The 20,788-nt window shown below is 71.5% G+C and carries 21 protein-coding genes; 9 read left to right on the top strand and 12 right to left on the bottom strand.

Annotated features, from left to right (window positions below; translation table 11 throughout):
* Positions 1 to 55: 55 nt before the first annotated feature.
* Complete coding sequence (locus DLJ49_RS10960; RefSeq protein WP_115393595.1) at positions 56 to 475, bottom strand: hypothetical protein; 420 nt, start codon at positions 473 to 475, stop codon at positions 56 to 58.
* Positions 476 to 803: 328 nt separating this feature from the next.
* Entirely contained in the window at positions 804 to 2,087 is a 1,284-nt protein-coding gene (purD, locus tag DLJ49_RS10955) for a phosphoribosylamine--glycine ligase (protein ID WP_115393594.1), read from the bottom strand.
* 151 nt (positions 2,088 to 2,238) lie between these two features.
* On the opposite strand from purD, the gene xseA reads away from it, so the two are divergent.
* Complete coding sequence (gene xseA, locus DLJ49_RS10950) at positions 2,239 to 3,741, top strand: exodeoxyribonuclease VII large subunit (protein ID WP_115393593.1); 1,503 nt, start codon at positions 2,239 to 2,241, stop codon at positions 3,739 to 3,741.
* An 83-nt stretch (positions 3,742 to 3,824) separates the two neighbouring features.
* Positions 3,825 to 4,361, top strand: coding sequence for a peptidoglycan-binding protein (locus tag DLJ49_RS10945; RefSeq protein WP_115393592.1), 537 nt, complete (start codon positions 3,825 to 3,827; stop codon positions 4,359 to 4,361).
* A 263-nt stretch (positions 4,362 to 4,624) separates the two neighbouring features.
* Here the strand turns inward: DLJ49_RS10945 and DLJ49_RS10940 are convergent, their stop codons facing one another.
* From DLJ49_RS10940 to rpiA, 7 genes are all read right to left on the bottom strand, one after another.
* Positions 4,625 to 6,091 carry a DegQ family serine endoprotease gene (locus tag DLJ49_RS10940; RefSeq protein WP_115393591.1) on the bottom strand — a complete coding sequence of 489 codons (1,467 nt, stop codon included), beginning with the start codon at positions 6,089 to 6,091 and terminating at the stop codon, positions 4,625 to 4,627.
* A gap of 624 nt (positions 6,092 to 6,715) precedes the next feature.
* Entirely contained in the window at positions 6,716 to 7,309 is a 594-nt protein-coding gene (gene wrbA, locus DLJ49_RS10935; RefSeq protein WP_115393590.1) for an NAD(P)H:quinone oxidoreductase, read from the bottom strand.
* Between the two features lie 123 nt (positions 7,310 to 7,432).
* Entirely contained in the window at positions 7,433 to 7,627 is a 195-nt protein-coding gene (locus DLJ49_RS10930) for a DUF2065 family protein (protein ID WP_115393589.1), read from the bottom strand.
* Positions 7,624 to 8,589 carry a protease modulator HflC gene (hflC, locus tag DLJ49_RS10925; protein ID WP_115393588.1) on the bottom strand — a complete coding sequence of 322 codons (966 nt, stop codon included), beginning with the start codon at positions 8,587 to 8,589 and terminating at the stop codon, positions 7,624 to 7,626. Before hflC ends, DLJ49_RS10930 begins: the two co-directional genes overlap by 4 nt.
* A gap of 17 nt (positions 8,590 to 8,606) precedes the next feature.
* On the bottom strand, positions 8,607 to 9,767 hold the full coding sequence (hflK, locus tag DLJ49_RS10920; RefSeq protein ID WP_115393587.1) for an FtsH protease activity modulator HflK: 1,161 nt from the start codon (positions 9,765 to 9,767) through the stop codon (positions 8,607 to 8,609).
* A gap of 89 nt (positions 9,768 to 9,856) precedes the next feature.
* Positions 9,857 to 11,221 carry a glutathione-disulfide reductase gene (gorA, locus tag DLJ49_RS10915; RefSeq protein ID WP_115393586.1) on the bottom strand — a complete coding sequence of 455 codons (1,365 nt, stop codon included), beginning with the start codon at positions 11,219 to 11,221 and terminating at the stop codon, positions 9,857 to 9,859.
* A 34-nt stretch (positions 11,222 to 11,255) separates the two neighbouring features.
* Complete coding sequence (rpiA, locus tag DLJ49_RS10910) at positions 11,256 to 12,026, bottom strand: ribose-5-phosphate isomerase RpiA (RefSeq protein WP_115393585.1); 771 nt, start codon at positions 12,024 to 12,026, stop codon at positions 11,256 to 11,258.
* 206 nt (positions 12,027 to 12,232) lie between these two features.
* On the opposite strand from rpiA, the gene DLJ49_RS21765 reads away from it, so the two are divergent.
* The 4 genes from DLJ49_RS21765 (at position 12,233) to DLJ49_RS10895 (ending at position 15,240) form a co-directional block, all read left to right on the top strand.
* The gene (locus DLJ49_RS21765) at positions 12,233 to 12,409 is read left to right on the top strand and encodes a hypothetical protein (RefSeq protein ID WP_158547447.1); all 177 of its coding nucleotides are present in this window, start codon (positions 12,233 to 12,235) and stop codon (positions 12,407 to 12,409) included.
* Between the two features lie 10 nt (positions 12,410 to 12,419).
* Positions 12,420 to 12,782 carry a NirD/YgiW/YdeI family stress tolerance protein gene (locus DLJ49_RS10905; RefSeq protein WP_115393584.1) on the top strand — a complete coding sequence of 121 codons (363 nt, stop codon included), beginning with the start codon at positions 12,420 to 12,422 and terminating at the stop codon, positions 12,780 to 12,782.
* A 129-nt stretch (positions 12,783 to 12,911) separates the two neighbouring features.
* Positions 12,912 to 14,285, top strand: a complete 1,374-nt coding sequence (locus DLJ49_RS10900) for an L-serine ammonia-lyase (protein WP_115393583.1) — start codon at positions 12,912 to 12,914, stop codon at positions 14,283 to 14,285.
* A 109-nt stretch (positions 14,286 to 14,394) separates the two neighbouring features.
* A complete protein-coding gene (locus tag DLJ49_RS10895; RefSeq protein WP_115393582.1) occupies positions 14,395 to 15,240 on the top strand; it encodes a bestrophin-like domain in 846 nt (281 codons plus the stop codon).
* 4 nt (positions 15,241 to 15,244) lie between these two features.
* Here DLJ49_RS10895 and DLJ49_RS10890 read toward each other — a convergent pair whose 3' ends face one another.
* From DLJ49_RS10890 to DLJ49_RS10880, 3 genes are read right to left on the bottom strand one after another with little or no spacing between them, the layout of a single operon-like run.
* Entirely contained in the window at positions 15,245 to 16,573 is a 1,329-nt protein-coding gene (locus DLJ49_RS10890) for an MATE family efflux transporter (protein ID WP_115393581.1), read from the bottom strand.
* Positions 16,570 to 17,133: a PaaI family thioesterase gene (locus DLJ49_RS10885; protein WP_115393580.1), complete on the bottom strand. Its 564-nt coding sequence runs from the start codon at positions 17,131 to 17,133 to the stop codon at positions 16,570 to 16,572. Before DLJ49_RS10885 ends, DLJ49_RS10890 begins: the two co-directional genes overlap by 4 nt.
* On the bottom strand, positions 17,130 to 17,579 hold the full coding sequence (locus DLJ49_RS10880) for a PaaI family thioesterase (RefSeq protein WP_115393579.1): 450 nt from the start codon (positions 17,577 to 17,579) through the stop codon (positions 17,130 to 17,132). Before DLJ49_RS10880 ends, DLJ49_RS10885 begins: the two co-directional genes overlap by 4 nt.
* Positions 17,580 to 17,716: 137 nt before the next feature.
* Here DLJ49_RS10880 and DLJ49_RS10875 point away from each other — a divergent pair, with 137 nt between their 5' ends.
* The 3 genes from DLJ49_RS10875 (at position 17,717) to DLJ49_RS10865 (ending at position 20,528) form a co-directional block, all read left to right on the top strand.
* Positions 17,717 to 18,085: a MerR family transcriptional regulator gene (locus tag DLJ49_RS10875; protein WP_115393578.1), complete on the top strand. Its 369-nt coding sequence runs from the start codon at positions 17,717 to 17,719 to the stop codon at positions 18,083 to 18,085.
* Between the two features lie 217 nt (positions 18,086 to 18,302).
* Positions 18,303 to 18,701: a MerR family transcriptional regulator gene (locus DLJ49_RS10870; RefSeq protein ID WP_115393577.1), complete on the top strand. Its 399-nt coding sequence runs from the start codon at positions 18,303 to 18,305 to the stop codon at positions 18,699 to 18,701.
* Positions 18,702 to 18,749: 48 nt separating this feature from the next.
* Positions 18,750 to 20,528 carry an acyl-CoA dehydrogenase C-terminal domain-containing protein gene (locus tag DLJ49_RS10865; RefSeq protein WP_115393576.1) on the top strand — a complete coding sequence of 593 codons (1,779 nt, stop codon included), beginning with the start codon at positions 18,750 to 18,752 and terminating at the stop codon, positions 20,526 to 20,528.
* Positions 20,529 to 20,788: the final 260 nt, after the last annotated feature.

The raw sequence follows: 20,788 nt of genomic DNA, 5'->3' as shown, positions 1-20,788 counted from the left end.
CAATGGCACGGGCCGTTCGGTGCCGAAGCTGATCGGGCCGCGTCGCGCGCCCGCCTCACTCGGCGAGCTGCGACCGGAGGAACGCCGCGCGCTGACGGTCGTCGCTCTCTTCGGCGTGGCGGAGCGCCACTTCGAGGGCCGACACGCGGTTGGGGCTGCGCGTTGCGACGAAGGCGGTCATTCCGTCCGTCCGCGACGCCTGGAGCTGATCGCGGATGTGCTCGGCACGCTGGCGATCGTCGCTCTCTTCGGCGTGCTTCAGGGCGACCTCGAGCGCCGAGATGCGTGCCGAGCCTTCGCCGAAGGTCGTGTAGCTGCCGTCGAACCCACCCCGCTCGATGAAGCGGACGGTCTGCTGCTGGCCGGTCTCGGCGGCGTGGCGGGCGACGATGTCGGCCGGCGAGGCGACACTCTGGGCGAAGGCCGGCGCTGCAAGGGCGAGGGCGGCGGCGGCGAGGGTCAGGGTGCGGGTCATGATCGGTCTCCTTGGGTTGCGTGTATCGATTTCTGTCGCTTCGGGGCGGGTGCCTGCGGCGTGTCCCGCTCTCGATGAGGGGCACCTGGTGCCCTGCGCAGATCCTTGAAACGCCCACGGTGGACGTGCCCTCGGTGCAAATTTGCACATCACGAAGATGCGCGTGGACTTGCCGGCGTCCGCTTGCGGATGCCCGAGCAAAATCAGGGCATGCGACGGGATGCCGGCCACGTTCGTTTCAGGACCGGGGCGCGCTTGCGCCCCGCGCTCACACGAGATCACGCTGCGCGAGGCGCGAAAAAAATGCCCCGGCCTCTTGTTGGACGGCTCAGCCCTCGTGCGAGGGCTTTCCGAGCGCCCGCCAGCCGATATCGCGGCGCATGAGGCCCCCGGGGAGCTCGACCGCGCCGGCCAGCGCGTAGGCCCGGTCGCGCGCCTCCGCGAGCGTGGCGCCGCGTGCGGTGGCGTTCAGCACACGACCGCCTGCCGCCACGATCCGCCCCTCGGCAAAAGCCGTGCCCCCGTGGAACATCATGTGAAAGCTGTCCTCGGGCAGCCCGTCGAGCCCGCCTATGGGCGCCCCCTTCTCCACCGCGCCGGGGTAGCCCTGCGCGGCGATCACCACCGTCACGGCGTGGTCGTCGGCCCAATGGACGCGGGCGCGGTCGAGGCGCCCCTCGGCCGCGGCCAGCATCAGGTCGAGCGCCTGCCCCCCGAGCCGCATCATCAGCGCCTGGCATTCGGGATCGCCGAAGCGGACATTGTATTCCACCAGCCGCGGCCGCCCGTTCTCGATCATCAGCCCGGCATAAAGCACCCCGCGATAGGGCGTGCCGCGGCGCGCCAGCTCGGCCACGGTGGGCCGCACGATCTCGTCGAGCGCCCGCGCCTCCACCTCCGGCGTCATCACTGGCGCGGGGGAATAGGCGCCCATGCCCCCCGTGTTCGGGCCGGTATCGCCCTCGCCGATGCGCTTGTGGTCCTGCGCGGTGCCGACGGGCAGGACATGCGCGCCGTCGCAGAGCACGAAGAACGACGCCTCCTCGCCCGCCATGAACGCCTCGATCACCACCTCGGCGCCCGCCTGCCCGAAGGCGCCGCCCAGCATCGCGTCGATGGCGGCCTCGGCCTCGGCCACGCTCTCGGCCACCACGACGCCCTTGCCGGCGGCGAGCCCGTCGGCCTTGACCACGATCGGCGCGCCCCGTGCGGCCACGTGGGCCTTCGCGGCTTCGGCATCGGTGAACCGCGCATAAGGGGCCGTGGGGGCCCCGCAGGCATTGCAGACCTCCTTGGCGAAAGCCTTCGACGCCTCGAGCCGCGCCGCTTCGGCCGAGGGGCCGAAGACGAGGATGCCCGCCTCGGCCAGCCGGTCGGCCACGCCGGCGGCCAGCGGCGCCTCCGGGCCGATGATGACGAAATCGACGCTCTCCTCCTCGGCGAAGGTGACGACGGCGCCCGGATCGGTGATGTCGAGATCGGCGCAATCGGCGATGCCTGCGATCCCGGCATTGCCCGGCGCGACGATCAGGCGGTCGCAGCGCGGATTCTGCAGGACGGCCCAGGCCAGCGCGTGCTCGCGGCCGCCGCCGCCGAGGATCAGGATGTTCATGGCGCCGCCTCCGCGTGTCCCCCGCGGTGTCTAGGGTCGGCGCGCATCAGGAGCAAGCGCCGGCGCACGCGCCTGGCAGGCCGCCCGGCGCGCGACTGCGCCCTTGGTCCCGCCCCGCGCGCGCCCTAGGATGGCGGGCGAGGAGAGGCGCATGGACGACCTGATCGAGGATAGCCGCGAGGGCCCGAGCCCCGGCAACACCCCCGAATATACCGTCGCCGAAATCTCGGGCGCGGTGAAAAGGACGCTCGAGGGCGCCTTCGGCCGGGTGCGGGTACGGGGCGAGGTGGGGCGCGTGTTCGTGGCGCGCTCCGGCCATCTCTATTTCGACATCAAGGACGAACGGAACGTGCTCGCTTCGGTCTGCTGGAAAGGGCAGGTCGGGCGCCTGCAGCAACGCCCCGAGGAGGGGATGGAGGTCGTCGCCACCGGCCGCCTGACGATCTTCGGCGGCCAGTCGAAGTACCAGCTGACAGTCGACCAGGTGGAAGCCGCGGGTGAAGGCGCGCTGATGGCGATGCTCGAGAAGCGCAAGCGCGCGCTCGCCGCCGAGGGGCTGTTCGACGCGGCGCGCAAGCGGCCCCTGCCGCGCCTGCCGCGCGTGATCGGCGTCGTCACATCGCCCTCGGGCGCGGTGATCCGCGACATCCTGCACCGCCTGTCGGAACGCTTTCCGCGCCACGTGATCGTCTGGCCCGTGGCGGTGCAGGGGCCGGCCTGCGCGCCGCAGGTCGCGCGTGCCATAGAGGGGTTCAACGCGCTTTCGCCCGGCGGGCCGATCCCCCGGCCCGACCTGCTGATCGTGGCACGCGGCGGCGGCTCGATCGAGGATCTCTGGGGCTTCAACGAAGAGGTCGTGGCGCGCGCCGCCGCCGCCTCGCGGATCCCGCTGATCTCGGCCGTGGGGCACGAGACCGACACGACGCTGATCGACCACGTCTCCGATTGCCGGGCCCCCACGCCCACCGCCGCGGCCGAGATGGCGGTGCCGGTGCGGCTCGACTGCCTGTCGGCGGTCTCGGGGCTCGAATCGCGCGCGACGGGCGCGATGGCACGGGGCCTCGACCGGCGACGCGAGCGCCTGCGCGACCTGTCGCGCGCCCTGCCCCGCCTCTCGCAGCTCCTGGAGGGGCCGCGCCAGCGGCTCGACTACGCCGCGATGCGCCTGCCCGCCGCCCTGCGCGGGGCGGTGCAGGGGCGGCGACTGACGCTGGCGCAAGCCGGCGCGGGTCTGCGTGCTCAGGGGCTGCGGGCGCGGCTCAGGGGCGAGGCGGCGCGGCTCGACCGCCTCGCGGAGCGGCTGCGGCCCGATCTCGTGGCCCGCGGGATCGCCGCCCGACGGCGCGAGGTGGCCGCGCAGGGCCGACGGCTCGATGCGGCAGCGTCCGGCCTCTTGGAACTACGGGCCGAGCGGGTCGCGGGCTTCGGCCGCCTGCTCGGCTCGCTCAGCTACAAGGGAACGCTCGCGCGCGGCTATGCCGTGGTGCGCGACTCCGCCGGCCAGGTCGTGACTGGCCGGGCCGAGGCAAGGGCGGCGGGCGCGCTCGAGATCGAGTTCGCCGACGGGCGCCTGAGGATCGGCGGCGCCTCGCCCGGTCCGGCACCGCGCCCCAGGGCGCGGCCCGAGCCGCCGGACCAGGGAAGCCTGTTCTGAGCCCCGCGATTGGCCGCGGAGCCGCCTGCGGCCAGCATTCCCGCGAGGTCCGCCGCCCGATGCGGGCCCAGGAGGGCCTGAGCATGCACCTGCGCATCCTGCTGACCTGCTGGCCCCTCGCCGCCTGCCTCGCGAGCGGGGACCGCGCCCCGCCGCAGGCGGCGGCGCCGCGCCCGGCCGAGCGCATCGAGACCCTCCCCGCGCGCCCTGAGGATGCGCCAGCGGATGCCTGCTGGGCGCAGGAGACACGCGACGCCACGGTGGCCGTCGAGCTTGCGGAGATGACCGTGGAGCCGCCGGGTCTCGCGCCTGACGGCACGCTGCGTGAGGCGCCGATCACCCGCATCGAGCGGCGCGAGACAGTGGTTCGGCCGGCCGCAGAGCTCTGGTTCGACGCGCTCTGCCCCGGGGAACTGGGCGAGGCACGGATCGCCGCGCTCCAGCGGGCGCTCGCGGCGCGCGATCTCCATGACGGGCCGGTGACGGGCCGGCTCGATCAGGCGACCCGGGAAGCGGTGCGCGCGTATCAGACCCCCCGCGGGCTCGACAGCGGCACTCTCTCGCGCGCCGCCGCCCGGCAGATGGGCCTCGTCACCGTGGCTGCGCCCGCCGGGGAGTGAGGCGCATCGGCGGCCACCCGGCCAAGCGGCTTCGAAGCCGCTTGCCGCCGCTTGCCAGGGCGGGAACAGGCACAGGCCCTGCGCATCTGGCCCTCACGGGTGCCGCTCCTGCAGGGCGTCGATCGGCGCGCGACCTCGACGGAAGCGCGCCGGGAGAAGCGGCTTCGAAGCCGCTTCTCCTGCAGCAACCGGCGCACGAAAAGAGGCGCCCCCGGCAGGGCGCCTCTCCCCTCGCGAGCGCGGTCGCGATCGGAAGTCCTGCGTCACTCCAGCGACAGCGCCACGAAGCGCGGCTCGCCGTTGCGGCGCACCAACAGGAGGAGCGACTTGCGACCGGCTTCGCGCGCTTCCTCCATTCGATCCTCGAACTCGGCGACCGTCGCGACGGTCTGCTGGCCGGCCTCGGTGATCAGGTCGCCCACGCGCAGGCCCTTTTCGTAGGCCTCGCTCGCCGGATCGACCTCGGCCACGACGATCCCCGCGGCATCCTCCGGCACGCCCAGGTCTTCCGCGAGATCGGGTGTGACCGCCGAGAGCGTCATGCCGAGCACCTCGCTCTGCGCGGGCGCCTCCGGCTCCGTGGCGGGCGCGGCGGCCGGCATCGCCTCGGCCTCCTCACGGCGGCCGAGCGTCACGCGCAGCGTCTCCGTCTCCCCGTTGCGGAAGACGATGACGCGCACGGTCTTGCCCACGTCGGTGTTGCCCACCTGCCGCACGAGGCTGCGGGTATCCTCCACGTCCCGCCCGTCGAAATTGAGGATCACGTCGCCCGATTCGATCCCGGCCTCCATCGCGGGGCCTTCGGGCACGTCGGTCACCAGCGCGCCACGCGCCTCTTCGAGGCCGAGACCCTCTGCAAGGTCGTCGGTAACATCCTGAATGCGCACGCCAAGCCAGCCGCGGCGCGTCTCGCCGTAGCGCTGGAGCTGGTCGATGACGTTCTGCGCCACGCGGCTCGACATCGCGAAGCCGATGCCGATCGAGCCGCCGTTGGGCGACAGGATCGCGGTGTTCACGCCGATCACCTCGCCGTCCATGTTGAAGAGCGGGCCGCCCGAGTTGCCGCGATTGATGGCGGCGTCGGTCTGGATGTAGTCATCGTAGCTTCCCGACAGCGCCCGGCCGCGGGCCGAGACGATACCCGCCGACACGGAGAAGCCCTGCCCGAGCGGGTTGCCCATCGCCATCACCCAGTCGCCCACGCGGGCGGCGTCGCTGTCGCCCCACGGCACGAAGGGCAGCGGCTCGTCGGCCTCGACCTTCAGCAGCGCGAGGTCGGTGTTCGGGTCAGTCCCGATGACCTCGGCTTCCAGTTCCTCGCCCGAGAAGAACTCGATCGTGATCTCGTCGGCCTGTTCGATGACGTGGTTGTTCGTCACGATGAAGCCGTCTTCGGAGATGACGAAGCCAGAGCCCAGCGCAGAGGAGCGGCGCGGCGGGCGCCCGTCGGGACCGTTCCGGTCGAGGAAGTCGCGGAAGAAATCCTCGAACGGCGAGCCCTCGGGCACCATCGGGCCGGGGCCGGTCGAGGTTTCGACCATGGTCGCGGTCGTGATGTTGACAACCGAGGGGCTCACCTGCTCGGCCAGACTGGCGAAGCTGTCCGGCCGGCTCTGCGCCTCTGCGCCCTGCGGCGCGCCGAGGACGAGAGACAGGCCGACGAGCGCGGCGGCGGCAGTGCGCACGGCCGCGCCGGGCTGCGGGAAGAAGCGTGGGGCCTGGAGCGTCACGGAGGTCTCCTTGTGTCGGTCGTCATTCGATCTCTGGCCGGCCGGGCCGGCCCTGCCGCCGCTGGGTCTCTCCCGACCCGAGGGCAGTCGCGCCGTCCATGGCGGCGACGGGCGCAGTGCATAGAATATCTAGGAGGCGGCGCCGGCAACTCAAAGCCCCTCTCGACGCGTCACGTGCGCGTGACGCCGCCATGCGCTCCCGCCCGGGCACCGTCAGGCGGGGCGAAGAGAGAGCGCAGGCCGGGGTGACGGCGGGATCGCGGGTCGGTGGCGCGAGGCGGGTCTGGCGCAGGACGCCGCGCCCACCGACCGCAACAGGCCCGCCGCCGGCCTCGGCACCCTCCGGCGAGCGGCCATGTCCCTCGCCCCGGGACGGCCGCACGGGACGCCCGGCGCCCGATAGGCGGGGCACCAATGCCACACATGCCGGAGGGTCCGGGCACGGTGCGACCCACGGGCTCGCGTCGGTGCAAGGGCAGGTGCCGCTCGGCCTGCGGCCGGGCGTTTCCGTCTGGCAAAGCCGCGGCGCCGGGATAGCGCCGCGGGTTGCGCGCCTTTGGCATTGGGCGTCCCGGCACTCGCCGTCGCCGGTCGTCCTGTGCAGCGCCCGCCGCCGTCGCGGCCTCAGGCGGCGATGCGACGGGCGTAGTCCACGACCCGGCGGGCCTGGTGGGCGATGGCGGCGCGCCCCTCGTCGCCGATCTCCCCCGCGGTCTGGGTATAGCCATAGGGGTTGCCGCCAGAGGCGAAGATCGAGGCGTCGGTATAGCCGGGCGCCACGATCACCGCCCCCCAATGCATGAATGTCGTGTAGAGCGACAGGATCGTCGCCTCCTGCCCGCCATGGGCGTTCATCGCCGACGACATCGCCGAGACCGGCTTGTCGGCCAGCTTGCCTTCCTGCCAGACGGGGCCGAGCGTGTCGATGAAGGCGCGCAACTGGCTCGCCACCACGCCATAGCGGGTCGGCGCGGAGAAGAGATAGGCGTTGGCCCAGACGAGGTCGTCGGGCGTGGCCACGGGGATGTCGGCCATCTTGTCGGCCTGGGCCTTCCAGCCCTCCTGCCCCTCGACGACCTCCTGCGGCGCGGTCTCGGCGACCCGCAGGAGGCGCACCTCGGCCCCCGCCTCGCGGGCGGCCTCGGCCGCGATCTGCGCCATGGCGTGATTGGTTCCGTAGGTCGAGTAGAAGACGATCGCCAGTCTGACGTCGGACATGTCGGGTGCTCCTCTTGCACGCGGGTGAACCTGCGCGAGAGAGCTAAATGTTCCCGCCGCCGACGGAACTCCACGACGCGGCACAGACCGTGTGCGCCAACGGAGACGGCGGGGCGCCCGGCCTCAGCCGCCGAGCCACCCCGCCAGCCAGACGAAGATCGCCCCGCCCGTCATGGCGAGCAGCCCGATCAGGCGCACCGTCTCCGGCGGGAGGGTGGCGAGCAGGCGCAGCGCCTCCTCCAGACGCGAAGGGGCCAGTGCGAGCACCAGCCCCTCCAGAAGGAACACCAGCCCGAGCGCGAGCAGGAACGTCGTCATTCCTGCCGCGTCTCGCCGGCCTGCGGCGTCTCGACCTGGCCGAGCGGGCCGCCGGTCACGCCGGGCGCGGCGCCGGCCCCGCCGCCCAGGCGCACGCCCGAACTGTCGAGATAGTTGAAGAACTCGCTGTCGGGCGAGATCACCATGGTCGAGTTCGAGCCCTGGATCGCGCGTTCGTAGGCCGAGAGCGAGCGGTAGAACTCGAAGAACTCGGGGTCGGCGCCGAAGGCCTGGGCGAAGATGGCGTTGCGCTCGGCGTCGGCCTCACCGCGGATCACCTCGGCCTCGCGCTCGGCATCCGAGGTCAGCTCCACCACGGTCCGGTCGGCCTGGGCGCGGACACGCTGTGCCGCTTCTTCGCCGCGGGCGATCTCGTCGGCCGCCTCGCGCTCGCGCTCGGCCCGCATCCGGGCGAAGGTGGCGTCGAGGTTCTGGCTGGGCAGGTTGGTGCGCTTCAGGCGAACATCGACCACCTCCAGCCCGAGCGGCAGGGCACGGGAGCGCACCTGATCGGTGATCTCCTGCATCAGGCGGCTGCGCTCGGCCGAAAGAATCGTGTTCGACGTGACGCCCTCGTTACCGAGCACCGCGCGGATCTGCGGGTTGATGATGCCCTCGAGGCGCTGCTCGGCGGCGCGCAGGCCACCCACGCCGACGGCCTGGCGGAACTGCACCACGTCGTTGATGCGGTAGCGGGCGAAGGCGTCGACCACGAGACGGCGGTCGTCGGACGGCGTGACCTCGGTCGGCTGCGTGTCGAGCGACAGGATGCGGTCGTCGTAACGCACCACCTCCTGGATGACCGGCAGCTTGAAGGCGAGGCCGGGATCTTCCTTGACGCGCTTGATCTGTCCGAACTGGAGCACCAGCGCCTTCTCGCGCTCGTCGACCACGAAGATCGACGACAGGAAGCCCACGATCGCCACGACCAGGATGGGTATCAGGAAACCGAGTTTCTTCATCTGTCTCTCTCCTCGCCTCAGTTGCCGTCGGCCTGCGCGGTCGTCGACCGGCGCAGCTCGTTGAGCGGCAGGTAGGGCACCACGCCCTGTCCGCCGGCCCCGGTCTGGCTCTCGTCGAGGATCACCTTCTCGACGTCGCCGAGCACGCGCTCCATCGTCTCGATGTAGAGGCGCTTGCGCGTCACTTCGGGCGCCTTGGCGTATTCCTCAAGAACGGCGGTGAAGCGCGACGCCTGACCCTGCGCCTCGTTGACCACCCGGGCGCGGTAGCCCTCGGCCTCCTCGAGGATCTGGGCGGCCTCGCCTCGGGCGCCGGCGAGCACGCGGTTGGCGTAGGCATCGGCCTGCCGCTCGAGGCGGTCACGCTCCTGCTCGGCCGCCTGCACCTCGCGGAAGGCGTCGATCACCTCGTTCGGCGGGTCGGCCTTGTCGAGGTTGACGCGGATGATGTTCACGCCGCTGTCGTACTGGTCGAGCGTCGTCTGGATCAGTTCCTGCACCTGCGTCGCCACCACGTCGCGGTCGCGGTTGAGCAGCGGCGCAAGCTCGCGCCGGGCCACCACCTCGCGCATCGCCGCTTCCGACACGGCGCGAATGGTCTCGGCCGGCTCGGCGAGATTGAACAGGAAGAGGGCCGGATCGCTGATGTTCCAGACCACTTCGAAGTCGACGTCGATGATGTTCTCGTCGGTGGTCAGCATCAGGCCGTCGTCGGCCCCGCCCTGCCGCGTCGCGAGCTGTTCGGTCTGCTCGCGGGTCACGGGCAGCACCTCGGCGGTGATCAGGGGCCACGGCGCAAAGTTCAGGCCCGGATTGCCGGTGGCGTGATAGTCGCCGAGAAACAGCTCGACCGACTGCTCCTCCGGCCGCACGGTGTAGAAGCTGGCCAGCCCCCAGAGGATCACCGCCGCGCCCAGGCCGATGAAGACGGTGCCGCGGGTGAGCCTGAAGCCGCCCCCCCCGTCGCCGCCGCCCGAGCCCTTTCCGCCCATCAGGACGCGCAGCTGTTCCTGACCCTTGCGCACGATCTCGTCGATCTCGGGGATCTGCGGGCCGTCGCCGTCGCCGGGCCGTCGCGGCCCGCCGGGGCCGCCGCGGCCCCCGCCGCCGTTGCCGTTGTTGCCGGAGCCGCCGCCGGAGCCTCCGCCGCCCCAGGGACCGCCGCTGTTGCCTGCCATCGGGTTCTCTTCCTCTCGGTTCGCGTCGTTCGGAATCTTGAGCGATTAGGTGGGGGAACACCCCCTCATTTCAAGCGCGAAGGGGTGCGTCATCCGCTCCGCACGGGCGATTTCATGGTCACGATCTCTTCCGAGATCGTAGGGTGAACGGCGACCGTGCGATCGAAGTCCTCCTTGGTGGCGCCCATCTTCACCGCGACGCCGGCGAGCTGGATCATCTCGCCCGCCCCGTCGGCCACGATATGCACGCCGAGCACGCGCCGCGTTTCCTGGCTGACGACGAGCTTCATCATGACACGATCGTCGTGCCCGATGAAGGCCGTGCGCATCGGCCGGAAACTGGTGCAGTAGACGTCGATCGGCTCCATCTCGCGGGCCTGCTCTTCCGACAGGCCCACGGTGCCGTATTCGGGCTGGGTGAAGACGGCCGAGGGCACGAGAACGTGATCGGGCTCGGTCGGCTCGCCGCCGAAGACGGTGCGCGCGAAGGCCATTCCCTCGCGGATCGCCACGGGCGTCAGCTGCAGCCGGTCGGTCACGTCGCCGATGGCGTGGATCGAGGGCACCGCGGTCTGGCTGTAGGCGTCGACCGCGATCTCGCCGCGGCGGCCCAGCTTCACGCCCGCCTCCTCCAGCCCCATGCCGGCGGTGTTGGGGCGGCGGCCGGTGGCGAACAGCACCTGGTCGAAGGTCTCCTCCCGCCCGGTGGTCGACTTGACCCGGATGCCGCTCTCGGTGCGCTTGATGTCAAGCACGTTGGTGCCGGTGTGGATGTCGATGCCGTGGCGCTCCATGTGCTCGGCGATGTGGCCGCGCGCCTCGCCGTCGAACCCGCGCAGGATCTGCGCGCCGCGGTAGTATTGCGTCACCTGCGTGCCGAGCCCGTTGAAGATGCAGGCCATCTCGCAGGCGATGTATCCGCCGCCGACGATCAGCAGGCGCTTGGGAAGCTCGTCGAGGTGGAACACCTCGTTCGACGTGATCCCGATGCCGTCGGCGCCCTGCAGGGGCGGCACCTCGGGCCAGCCGCCGGTGGCGATCAGGATGTGCTTGGCCGTCACCGTGCGCCCGTCGCCCAGGGCCACGGTATGCGGGTCGGCCACGGTGGCGCGGGTGTCGTGCACCTCGACCTTCGAGCCGTCGAGGAGGTTGCGATAGACGCCCTCGAGGCGGTCGAGCTCTCCCTCGAGCCGGGCGCGGAAGCGGGGCCAGTCGAAGTTTTCCGGCTCGGGGAACTGCCAGCCATACTCGTTGGCCTCGTGCACCGCCTGCCGGAACTCGGAGGCGTACACCATCAGCTTCTTCGGCACGCAGCCGCGGATGACGCAGGTGCCGCCCATGCGGCTCTCCTCGGCGAGGCCCACCTTCGCCCCGTATTCTCCGGCCGCGACGCGCGCCGCGCGCACGCCGCCCGAGCCGCCGCCGATCACGAAAAGGTCGTAGTCGAAGTCCATTCCCAGTCCCTGTATTGCCGCGCCGGGCAGGCGCTCAGTCGGGGTCGGCGAAGAGATTGCCCTCGAGCATGTCAGGCTCGCGCGGCTCGCCCGCGCGCCGCTCGGTCACCGAGCCGTCCTCGTGGCCGACGATCACGAGGTCGCAGATGTCGACGAAAAGACCGTTCTCGACCACGCCGGGGATCTGGTTGAGCACCATCGCCAGCTGACGCGCGTTGCCGATCCGCTTGCAGTGCAGGTCGAGGATGTAGTTTCCCTCGTCGGTAATGTAGGGCACCTCGCCGTTCATCCGCATCGTGGTGTCGCCCCCCGCCACGTCGAGGCTGACGAGCGCCTCCTCCACCAGCGCCTGCGTGGTGCGCCAGCCGAACGGCACCGTCTCGACCGGGAGCGGGAAGGCGCCGAGCGTCTCGACCTCCTTGGCCGCGTCGGCGATCACCACCATCTCGTCGGACGCGCAGGCGACGATCTTTTCCTGCAGGAGCGCCCCGCCCCCGCCCTTGATGAGGTCGAGCCGGCCGTCGAACTCGTCGGCGCCGTCGATCGTCAGGTCGAGCCATTGCGCCTCGTCGAGCGAGACGACCCGCAGCCCCAGATCGCGCGCGAGATCCGCGGTGCGCGTCGAGGTGGGCACGCCAACGATGTCGAGCCCCTCGTCCCGCACCCGCTCGGCCAGCAGGCGCACCATCCACGCCGCCGTCGACCCGGTGCCCAGCCCCACGCGCATGCCGGTCTCGACCAGACGCACGGCCCGGCGCGCGGCGACGAACTTGGCGCGGTCGACAGGAGAGAGGTCTGAGGTCATGGGCGGCTCCTCGTAGCGTGGCCCGCCTCGTAGCGCAAAGCGCACCGGCCTGCGAGCGGGCTTTTGCCGCGCCCGGAACGGTGGCCCCGCAAGAGCCAGGAGGCCGCGATCATAGCAAAAACCTATCGCCATTCTCCGCTCCTCTGACTTTAACCTATGAGGTCGCCCCCCATTTTCCCGGCAAGGCCCAGACAGAGGAGTTCGCCATGACGACCGGTACCGACCGCGCGCCCGACGCGCCTGACCCCGCAGCCTCGCCCCGGGCGATGCGCCCCCTTTCGCTGGACTGGCTCGGGGGCGAGGTCACCCTTGCGATGCCGCGCTGGGCGTTCGCCGCCGCCGGGCTCGCAGCCCTCGTCCTGATCGCCGTCGCGCTGGACTGAGGAGACGCGGATGGTCAGCCGTTTTACCCCCGCTCGTTTCGCGGCCACGCTGTCGGGCGGCGCGCTCGCGGCGCTTGTCGCCGGTGCGCCCGCCCTCGCTGGCCCGCCGGCCACCACCATCGCCGACGTTCAGCGCAACATGAGCGTGACGCTCGCGGGCACCGTCGACCGGATCACCGACGAGGACGAATTCGTGCTGCGCGACGCGACCGGCACGATCCGTGTCTATGTCGGGCCCAATCGTGTGCCCGCCGGGCCGGGCGAGGCCGTCACCGTGATCGGTCATGTCGACGACGACCGCCCCGTCGAGGTCTACGCGACCGAGATGGTGCGCGCCGACGGCACCCGCGTCTCCCTGCCCCACCGCTACTGAGGCGGACGCCCCCCGTCGATCTGCGCGCCGCGGCCCTTCCACGGCGCGCACCCTGCGCCGATGGTCGCATTCGGGCGTTCTCGGCCCCACCTTATGGGGCATGGGGAGACGCAACCGGAGGCCTGCGCGATGTTCCTGTCCGTCTTCGACATCTTCAAGGTGGGCATCGGCCCGTCGTCGTCGCACACGATGGGGCCGATGGTGGCGGCGGCGCGCTTTCTCGACCTGTTGCGCGCGGGGCCGTTCCGGCCGTGGGGGCTGCGGGCGCGGCTGCACGGCTCGCTCGCCTTCACCGGGGTCGGCCACGCCACCGACCGGGCCGTGATCCTGGGCCTCGCCGGCTTCCGCCCCGACGATTACGACGCCGATGCCGCCGAGGCGGCGCTCGCGCGCATCCGCGAAGCGCGCGAGGTGACGCCCGAGGGCCTGCCCCCGCTCGCCTTCGACCCCGCCGCCGACCTCGTCTTCGACTACGGGCCGCCGCTCCCCGGCCATCCCAACGGAATGGTCCTGGAGGCGACCGATGCGCAGGGCGACGCGCTGGTGGCCGAGACCTACTACTCGGTCGGCGGCGGCTTCGTGCTGACGGCGGCCGAGCTGGAGGGCGGGGCCGTGGCCGAAACCGGCCCGGCCGTGCCCTACCCCTTCGCCACGGCGGCCGGGATGCTGGCCATGGCGCAGGACACCGGCAAGAGCATCGCCGAGATGAAGCGCGCCAACGAGCTGGCCCGGCGCGGCGCGGCCGAGCTCGAGTCCGGCCTCGGCCGTCTCTGGCAGGTGATGGACGACTGCATCGACCGCGGCCTGGCCCGCGAGGGCACCCTGCCCGGCGGACTGAACGTGAAGCGGCGCGCACCTGCGATTCACGCCGCGCTGGAGGCGGAGAGCGGCATGAACCTCTCGCCGCCCCACCAGGTCAACGACTGGATCGGCGTCTACGCCATGGCGGTCAACGAGGAGAACGCCGCCGGCGGCCAGGTGGTGACGGCGCCCACCAACGGCGCGGCCGGCGTGGTGCCGGCGGTCATCCGCTACTGGCTGGGCCATGTGCCTGGCGCGCACCGCGACCGCCTGCCCGACTTCTTCCTGACGGCGGCGGCGATCGGGGGCATCATCAAGACCAACGCCTCGATCTCGGGCGCCGAGGCCGGTTGCCAGGCCGAGGTCGGCTCGGCCTCGGCCATGGCGGCGGCCGGCCTCTGCGCCGTGATGGGCGGCAGCCCCGCCCAGGTCGAGAATGCCGCCGAGATCGCGCTCGAGCATCACCTCGGCATGACCTGCGACCCGGTGCGCGGGCTGGTGCAGGTGCCCTGCATCGAGCGCAACGGGCTGGGCGCGATCAAGGCGGTCTCGGCCGCCTCGCTGTCGCTCAGGGGCGACGGCACGCACCTCGTGCCGCTCGACGCCTGCATCGAGACGCTGCGCCAGACCGGGCGCGACATGTCGGAAAAGTACAAGGAGACCTCGCTCGGCGGCCTCGCCGTCAACGTGCCGAATTGCTGAGGCGTCACCCTGCGCCCACAGGCGGCGCGCGCCCGCACCGGCCGCCCTTCCCGCCTCCGCCCCGCATCGCGTAAGGCAGGAGGCAGGGTCGGGGGAGCGGGGGCATGCCATGGACGAGACATCGCTGATCGAGGCCTATGCCGACGTCTCGCTGCCCATCCTGCCGCTCTGGTTGCTCACCCTCGCCCTGCTCGTCGCGCTGCCCGCGGCGGCGCTGGCGGGCCACCGCGTGGGCGCCGCACGCATCGCCCGGGCCGCCCCTGGCGAGCGCGAGGTGCTTTCGCGCTTCGGCGAGACGACCGTGGGGGCGATCCTGGCGCTGCTCGGACTCCTCGTGGCGTTTCTCTTCGGCAACTCGCTCGGCTGGGCGGAGGACGGCAAGCAGGCGGTGCTGCAGGAGGCCAACGCCCTCGGCACCGCCTACCTGCGCGCCGGCCTTCTGCCCGAGCCGCGGCGGGACGCGCTGCAGGAGGCGCTGCTCGCCTATGCCGAGACGCGCATGCCCGACCGCGCCGACTTCGCCACGGTCGGTGGCGCGCGGGCCTTTCTCGCCGCGACGATGGAGGCACAGGGCCGGCTCTGGCCCGCGACGCTCGAGGCGACCGCCGCGCCGGTGCCCGCCGCCACGCAGAGCTTCGTCGCCGGCGCGGTGAACGAGGTGATCGACGCCCATGCCGAGCGGATGGCCGCGCTCAACCGCCCGGCAGCCGAGATCACCGGCCTGATGGTCGTGTCCGCGGCGCTCACGGGGCTGTTCCTCGTCGGCAACCGTTCCGCGCTCCAGGGGCGGCCGCTGACGTGGCGCACCTTCATCTTCGCGGGCTTCCTCTGGGTCGTGATGTCGACCATCGTCGACCTGCAGCGCCCGCTCGAGGGTGCCATCCGGGTGGATTACAGCCTGCTGGAGGCGACGGTCATCGACATGCGGCGGGGCGGCGGGGCGGAGGCCCGCTGAGCCGTCAGCCGATGCTCGCCGCCCGCTCGAGCGCGGGGTAGCGGGCGGCGAGCGTGACGCCGCGGGCCACGAAGGAGACGATCAGCGCCGCCCAGAGGCCGTGCGCCTCGAAGGCCGGCACCAGCACGGCGACGGCGACGGCGTAGATCGCGGCCGACAGCACCATCATGTTGCGCATGTCGCGCGCCCGCGTCGCGCCGATGAAGATTCCGTCGAGCATCCAGGGCGCGAGGCCGACGAGGGGCGCGGCCACCATCCACGGCAGGTAGGCGCGGGCGGCGGCACGCACCTCCTCGGCCGTGGTCATCAGGTCGATGATCGCGCCGCCTGCCAGCGCAAAGGCCAGCGCGAGCGCGAGGGCCGCGCCCATCCCCCAGCCGCTCGTCAGGAGCGCCCCGCGGCGCAGCCGGTCGAGCCGCCCGGCGCCGAAGGCGCGCGCCACCAGCGCCTCGGCGGCGAAGGCGAAGCCGTCGAGCGCGTAGGCGGTGATCTGGAGGAACTGCATCAGCACCTGCGTCGCGGCGAGCCGCACGTCGCCGAAATCGGACGCGAGGAACAGGAACGACACGAAGACGCCCTGCAGGAGCAGCGAGCGGATCAGGATATCGCCGTTGACGCTCGCCATGGTGACCAGCCGTGCCCTGTCGAACACGCGCGGCCAGTCGCGCCAGGCCGGCAGCCGGAAGGCGTCGCGGCAGAACCACAGGCCGAGCGCGGCGCCCGAGACCTCGGCGATGACGGTGGCGACGGCGACGCCCGGAACGCCCCAGCCCAGCCCGAGCACGAACCACAGGTCGAGCAGGATGTTGACGCCGTTCATCGCCACCTGAATGACCAGCACCGCCCGCGTCCGCTCCTGCGCGATGAGCCACCCGGTGATGCCGTAGACCGAGATGGCGAAGGGCGCCGACCAGATGCGGATGGCGAGATAGTCGCGCGCCAGCGCCTCCACCTCGTCAGAGGCAGGGGCGATCCGGAAGGCGCCGGCGAAGATCCAGACCTGCAGCGCGATGAGCGCAAGGCCCCCCGCCGCCGCGATCATCAGGGCACGGGTGAGCAGCGCAGAGACCTCGGCGTCGTCGCCCCGCCCGGCCGCCTGGCCGACGAGGCCGGTCGTGCCCATCCGCAGGAAGCCGAAGACCCAGTAGACGGCCGAGAGGATCACCGCGCCGATCCCGACCGCGCCTATGGGCGCGGCCTCGCCCATCTGGCCGACCACGCCGGTATCGACCGCGCCGAGGATCGGGACGGTGGCGTTCGACAGCACGATGGGCAGGGCGATCGCCAGCACGCGCCGGTTGGTGATCGGCGCCTCCTCGAGGCGGGCGGTCACGTGGGGGAGGACTCCGACCGGGGGGCGGGGTCCGACTGGAGGGCGGGCTCCGACTGGGGGGCGGGCTCCGACTGGGGCATCAGGAAATGGCCGGTCGCGGCGGCGAAGAGTCGCTCGCGGTGATCCTGCCACGCCTCGACATGAACCGAGGCGTAGCGCCGCCCCAGCCGGTTGACCCGGGCACGGGCATAGGCGTCGCGCGGCAGGCCGGCGCGCAGGTAATCCACCGTGAAGTCGATGGTCTTGGGCAGGCGCGGCAACTCGAGATGCTCGGCGTCTAGACGGCCGGCCTCCATCTCGTCCCACAGCCAGATCCACGACAGGTGCAGCGTCGCCGTCACCTCGAGGAACGAGGCGGTCACCCCGCCGTGCAGCGCCGGCAACAGCGGGTTTCCGATCAGGTGGTCGCCGAAGCGCAGGATCGCGGTCAGCTCGTCGCCGTGACGGTCGAACCCGATCCCGACCAGGCGGACGTAGGGCACCGACGAGATCAGCCGGGCGAGCGCCCGGTCGCGCCGCTCCTTGACGACCTGCACCGGCTCGGGCCTCTCGCGGCTCATGCTCCCTCCGCCCTCTGGAAGGTGAAGGCGCCCGTGGCGGTCGCCACCGGCGTGCCCGCTTCCTCGTCGCGCGCCACGGCGCGGACGAAGGCGACGTGCCGCGTCACGTGGTGGCAGGTCGCCTCGGCCGTCACCCGCTGGCCCGGCGTGGCCGCGCGCATGTAGTCGATCCGCAGGTCGATCGTGGCGGTCGAGACCGCGCCCTGCGGGTGCGCCATCACCGCCGCGCCGCCGCAGGTATCCATCAGCGCCGAGACCGCGCCGCCGTGGATGACGCCGGTGCGCGGCTCGCCCACCAGCGCCTCGGACCACGGCATCGAGATGCGCGCCCAGCCGTCGCCGATTTCCTCGAGCTCCATCCCGAGGGCCTGCGAGAAGGGGATCGCCCCGATGAATTGCGCGGCGATCTTCGCCTTGTCGGGGCGTGCGCTGTCTGCGTCGCTCATGAGCCGCCTCCTCTCGCCGACGCTTATCGGCCCGCCCCTGCCCCTCTGCAAGGGGTGGCCGGAATGCGCCTGCCGCACCCCCCCGCCCATTGCCCCGGCAGGACGTGGGCCTTACGTCTCGGCACACAGGAGGGGCGATGACGGAGACACGGCTCAGCTTCAAGGAGATGTGCGCACGGTTCGAGGTAACGCCCCGGACCTTGCGCTATTACGAGTATCTCGAGCTTCTCTCCCCCGACCGCGACGGGCGGGCCCGCTTCTACGGCCCGCGCGAGGTGGCGCGCATGACGCTGATCCTGCGCGGCCGTCGCTTCGGCTTCTCGCTCGAGGAGATCCGGCAATGGCTGGACCTCTACGAAAAGCAGGGCACCACGGCGCAGCAGCGCGCCTTCGTCGCCCAGGCCGACGACCAGCTCGCCGAGCTGGAGCGGCGCCGGACCGAGATAGAGGAGGCGATTCTCGACCTGCGCCGACTGAGAGACGACGCAGCGTCGCGCCTGAACTGACCCAGTCGCACAGCGCACCGCGCCTCCGTACGGTAGCGAACAGACAAGTGATTGTTCGTGAACGGAAAAGTGAATATCGCAGCGGACGCCTCCCGGGGCCCATCCGCAGGTCGCGGTGTGACGCGACGTTTCGTTTACGCGGGCGTCACCGCTTCTTGTATGGTCTCGCCCGGATAGGCATCTCCCGCCGCGAAAACGTAACGTGGAGATGACACTCATGACGGAGCAACTGATGACAATCCGCGAGATGTGCGACGCCTTCGAGGTCACGCCGCGCACCCTGCGGTTCTACGAGCAGAAGGAGTTGCTCGCGCCGATCCGCCAGGGGACCAAGCGGCTGTTCACCCGGCGCGACCGGGCGCGGCTCAAGCTGATCCTGCGCGGCAAGCGCTTCGGCTTCTCGCTGGAAGAGATCCGGCAACTGCTCGACCTCTACCATGTGGGCGACCAGCAGGTGACCCAGCTGACCAAGACCCACGAACTCGGCCGCCAGCACCTTGCCGACATGGAGCGCCAGCGTGCTGCGCTCGACGAGGCCATCGCCGACATGAAGGAACAGCTCGAGTGGGTCGAGACACGCCTCGGCGAGCTGACATCGGACCACGCCGCCCAATGACGGCAGGGCGGCGCGACGCCCGAGCCTGACCGAACAGGAGACGCCTCGATGCCCCACTACACCGCGCCCGTGCCGGACATCGCGTTCGTGCTGCACGATGTCCTCGAAGCCGAGAAGCAGGACGTTCCCGGCTACGCGGAGCTCGAGCGCGAGTTGACGAGCGCCGTCCTGCAGGAGGCCGCCAAGATCTCCGAGCAGGTCCTGCAGCCGCTCAACGTGGTGGGCGACCGCCAGGGGTGCGTGCTGGAGAACGGGGTGGTCCGCACCCCGGACGGCTTCAAGGAAGCCTACGACCAGATCGCCGAGGGCGGCTGGATCGGGCTCGACGCCGACCCGGAGTACGGCGGACAGGGCATGCCCTACCTCTTGTCGACCGCCGTGGGCGAGATGTTCGTCTCGGCCAACATGGCGCTCAACATGTTCTGGGGCCTGACGCACGGCGCCTATTCGGCGATCATGGCGCATGGCAGCGAGGAGCAGAAGCGCGCCTGGCTGCCCAACATGATCTCGGGCCGCTGGGGCGGCACGATGAACCTCACCGAGCCGCAGTGCGGCACCGATCTCGGCCTGATCCGCACCAGGGCTGAGCCGGCCGATGACGGCAGCTACCGCATCACGGGACAGAAGATCTGGATCTCGGCCGGCGAGCACGACCTGACCGAGAACATCGTCCACCTGGTGCTTGCGCGGATACCCGGCGCGCCGGAGGGCACGAAGGGCATCTCGCTCTTCATCGTGCCCAAGGTCCTCGTAGGCGACGACGGCGCGCTCGGCGCGCGCAACGCGGTCACCTGCGGCGGCCTGGAGAGCAAGATGGGCATCCATGGCAACGCCACCTGCGTGATGAATTACGACGGCGCCGTGGGCTACCTCGTGGGCGAGCCGCACAAGGGGATGCGGGCGATGTTCACGATGATGAACGAGGCGCGGATCGGCGTCGGCCTGCAGGGCTACGCGATGGGGGCCGTCGCCTACCAGAACGCGGCCGCCTTCGCGCAGGAGCGGCTGCAGGGCCGCGACGTAACCGGCCCCGCCAACCCCGACGGGCCGGCCGACCCGATCATCGTCCACCCCGACGTGCGGCGGAACCTGATGGCGCAGAAGAGCTTCGTGGAGGGCGCGCGCGCCTTCGCGCTGTGGGGCGCCGAATTGGTCGACCGGTCGCACCGGGCGGGCGATGCCGAGGCCGAGGCGCTGATCTCGTTGCTCACGCCGGTCATCAAGGGCTTCCTGACCGACAAGGGTTTCGAGACGACCGTGCTCGCCCAGCAGACGCTCGGCGGCTCGGGCTTCACCCGCGAATGGGGGCTCGAGCAGTTCGTGCGCGACGCGCGCATCACGATGGTCTACGAGGGCACCAACGGCATCCAGTCGCTCGACCTCGTCGGCCGCAAGCTGCCGAGGGACGGCGGCAAGGCGATGATGGCGTTCCTCGAGCTCGTGAAGGCCTTCTGCAAGGACAACGCGGGCAACGCGACCCTGCAGGACGGCTTTCTCGAGCCGCTCAAGTCGGCGTCGAAGGATCTGCAGGCTGCCGGCCTGTTCTTCCTGCAGAACGGTGCGAGGAATCCCGCCCATGCCCTCGCCGGCTCCTACGACTTCATGCACCTCTTCGGCCATGTCTGCCTCGGCCTGATGTGGGCACGCATGGCCAAGGCGGCGGCCGACATGCTGGCGCGCGGCGAGGGCGACCCCGAGTTCCTGCGCGCCAAGATCGCCACGGGGCGCTACCACATGGCACGCGAGCTGCCGGCGACGAAGACACATCTCGCCCGCATCGAGTCGGGCGCCGAGCCTGTCATGGCCCTCGACGCGGCGCGATTCTGAGCCGCGTCGTCGAGCGAGCCGAGGCACGTCATGCCGCCCAGACCGTCCGCACCGCCCCCCCGCCGCCCGCGCCCGCCCCCGGCGGCGGGAGCGCGGCCCGCGGCCGCGCGCCTCCGGCGGGGATATTTTGAGCAAGAAGAAGGCGCGGGATGCGCCCCGACCAAAGGGACCGCGCTCTCGAAACGCGACCGCGCGCGATGGCCGGGGCGACTTCTCCTTGCACGGTCATCGGCGTCCCCGCCTGTACCGTGGCACCAGCC

It is taken from the genome of Rhodovulum sp. 12E13, assembly GCF_003340565.1.
Taxonomy (GTDB): domain Bacteria; phylum Pseudomonadota; class Alphaproteobacteria; order Rhodobacterales; family Rhodobacteraceae; genus HLUCCA09.
Note: the sequence above shows the minus strand (reverse complement) of the source record. Positions and strands in the feature narration are given on the sequence as shown.

Bases quoted from the DNA above. Each gene is read 5' to 3' on its own strand.
- DLJ49_RS10960 (WP_115393595.1), bottom strand. From the start codon at position 475: ATGACCCGCACCCTGACCCTCGCCGCCGCCGCCCTCGCCCTTGCAGCG.
- purD (WP_115393594.1), bottom strand. From the start codon at position 2,087: ATGAACATCCTGATCCTCGGCGGCGGCGGCCGCGAGCACGCGCTGGCC.
- xseA (WP_115393593.1), top strand. From the start codon at position 2,239: ATGGACGACCTGATCGAGGATAGCCGCGAGGGCCCGAGCCCCGGCAAC.
- DLJ49_RS10945 (WP_115393592.1), top strand. From the start codon at position 3,825: ATGCACCTGCGCATCCTGCTGACCTGCTGGCCCCTCGCCGCCTGCCTC.
- wrbA (WP_115393590.1), bottom strand. From the start codon at position 7,309: ATGTCCGACGTCAGACTGGCGATCGTCTTCTACTCGACCTACGGAACC.
- DLJ49_RS10930 (WP_115393589.1), bottom strand. From the start codon at position 7,627: ATGACGACGTTCCTGCTCGCGCTCGGGCTGGTGTTCCTTCTGGAGGGG.
- hflC (WP_115393588.1), bottom strand. From the start codon at position 8,589: ATGAAGAAACTCGGTTTCCTGATACCCATCCTGGTCGTGGCGATCGTG.
- hflK (WP_115393587.1), bottom strand. From the start codon at position 9,767: ATGGCAGGCAACAGCGGCGGTCCCTGGGGCGGCGGAGGCTCCGGCGGC.
- gorA (WP_115393586.1), bottom strand. From the start codon at position 11,221: ATGGACTTCGACTACGACCTTTTCGTGATCGGCGGCGGCTCGGGCGGC.
- rpiA (WP_115393585.1), bottom strand. From the start codon at position 12,026: ATGACCTCAGACCTCTCTCCTGTCGACCGCGCCAAGTTCGTCGCCGCG.
- DLJ49_RS21765 (WP_158547447.1), top strand. From the start codon at position 12,233: ATGACGACCGGTACCGACCGCGCGCCCGACGCGCCTGACCCCGCAGCC.
- DLJ49_RS10905 (WP_115393584.1), top strand. From the start codon at position 12,420: ATGGTCAGCCGTTTTACCCCCGCTCGTTTCGCGGCCACGCTGTCGGGC.
- DLJ49_RS10900 (WP_115393583.1), top strand. From the start codon at position 12,912: ATGTTCCTGTCCGTCTTCGACATCTTCAAGGTGGGCATCGGCCCGTCG.
- DLJ49_RS10895 (WP_115393582.1), top strand. From the start codon at position 14,395: ATGGACGAGACATCGCTGATCGAGGCCTATGCCGACGTCTCGCTGCCC.
- DLJ49_RS10885 (WP_115393580.1), bottom strand. From the start codon at position 17,133: ATGAGCCGCGAGAGGCCCGAGCCGGTGCAGGTCGTCAAGGAGCGGCGC.
- DLJ49_RS10880 (WP_115393579.1), bottom strand. From the start codon at position 17,579: ATGAGCGACGCAGACAGCGCACGCCCCGACAAGGCGAAGATCGCCGCG.
- DLJ49_RS10875 (WP_115393578.1), top strand. From the start codon at position 17,717: ATGACGGAGACACGGCTCAGCTTCAAGGAGATGTGCGCACGGTTCGAG.
- DLJ49_RS10870 (WP_115393577.1), top strand. From the start codon at position 18,303: ATGACGGAGCAACTGATGACAATCCGCGAGATGTGCGACGCCTTCGAG.
- DLJ49_RS10865 (WP_115393576.1), top strand. From the start codon at position 18,750: ATGCCCCACTACACCGCGCCCGTGCCGGACATCGCGTTCGTGCTGCAC.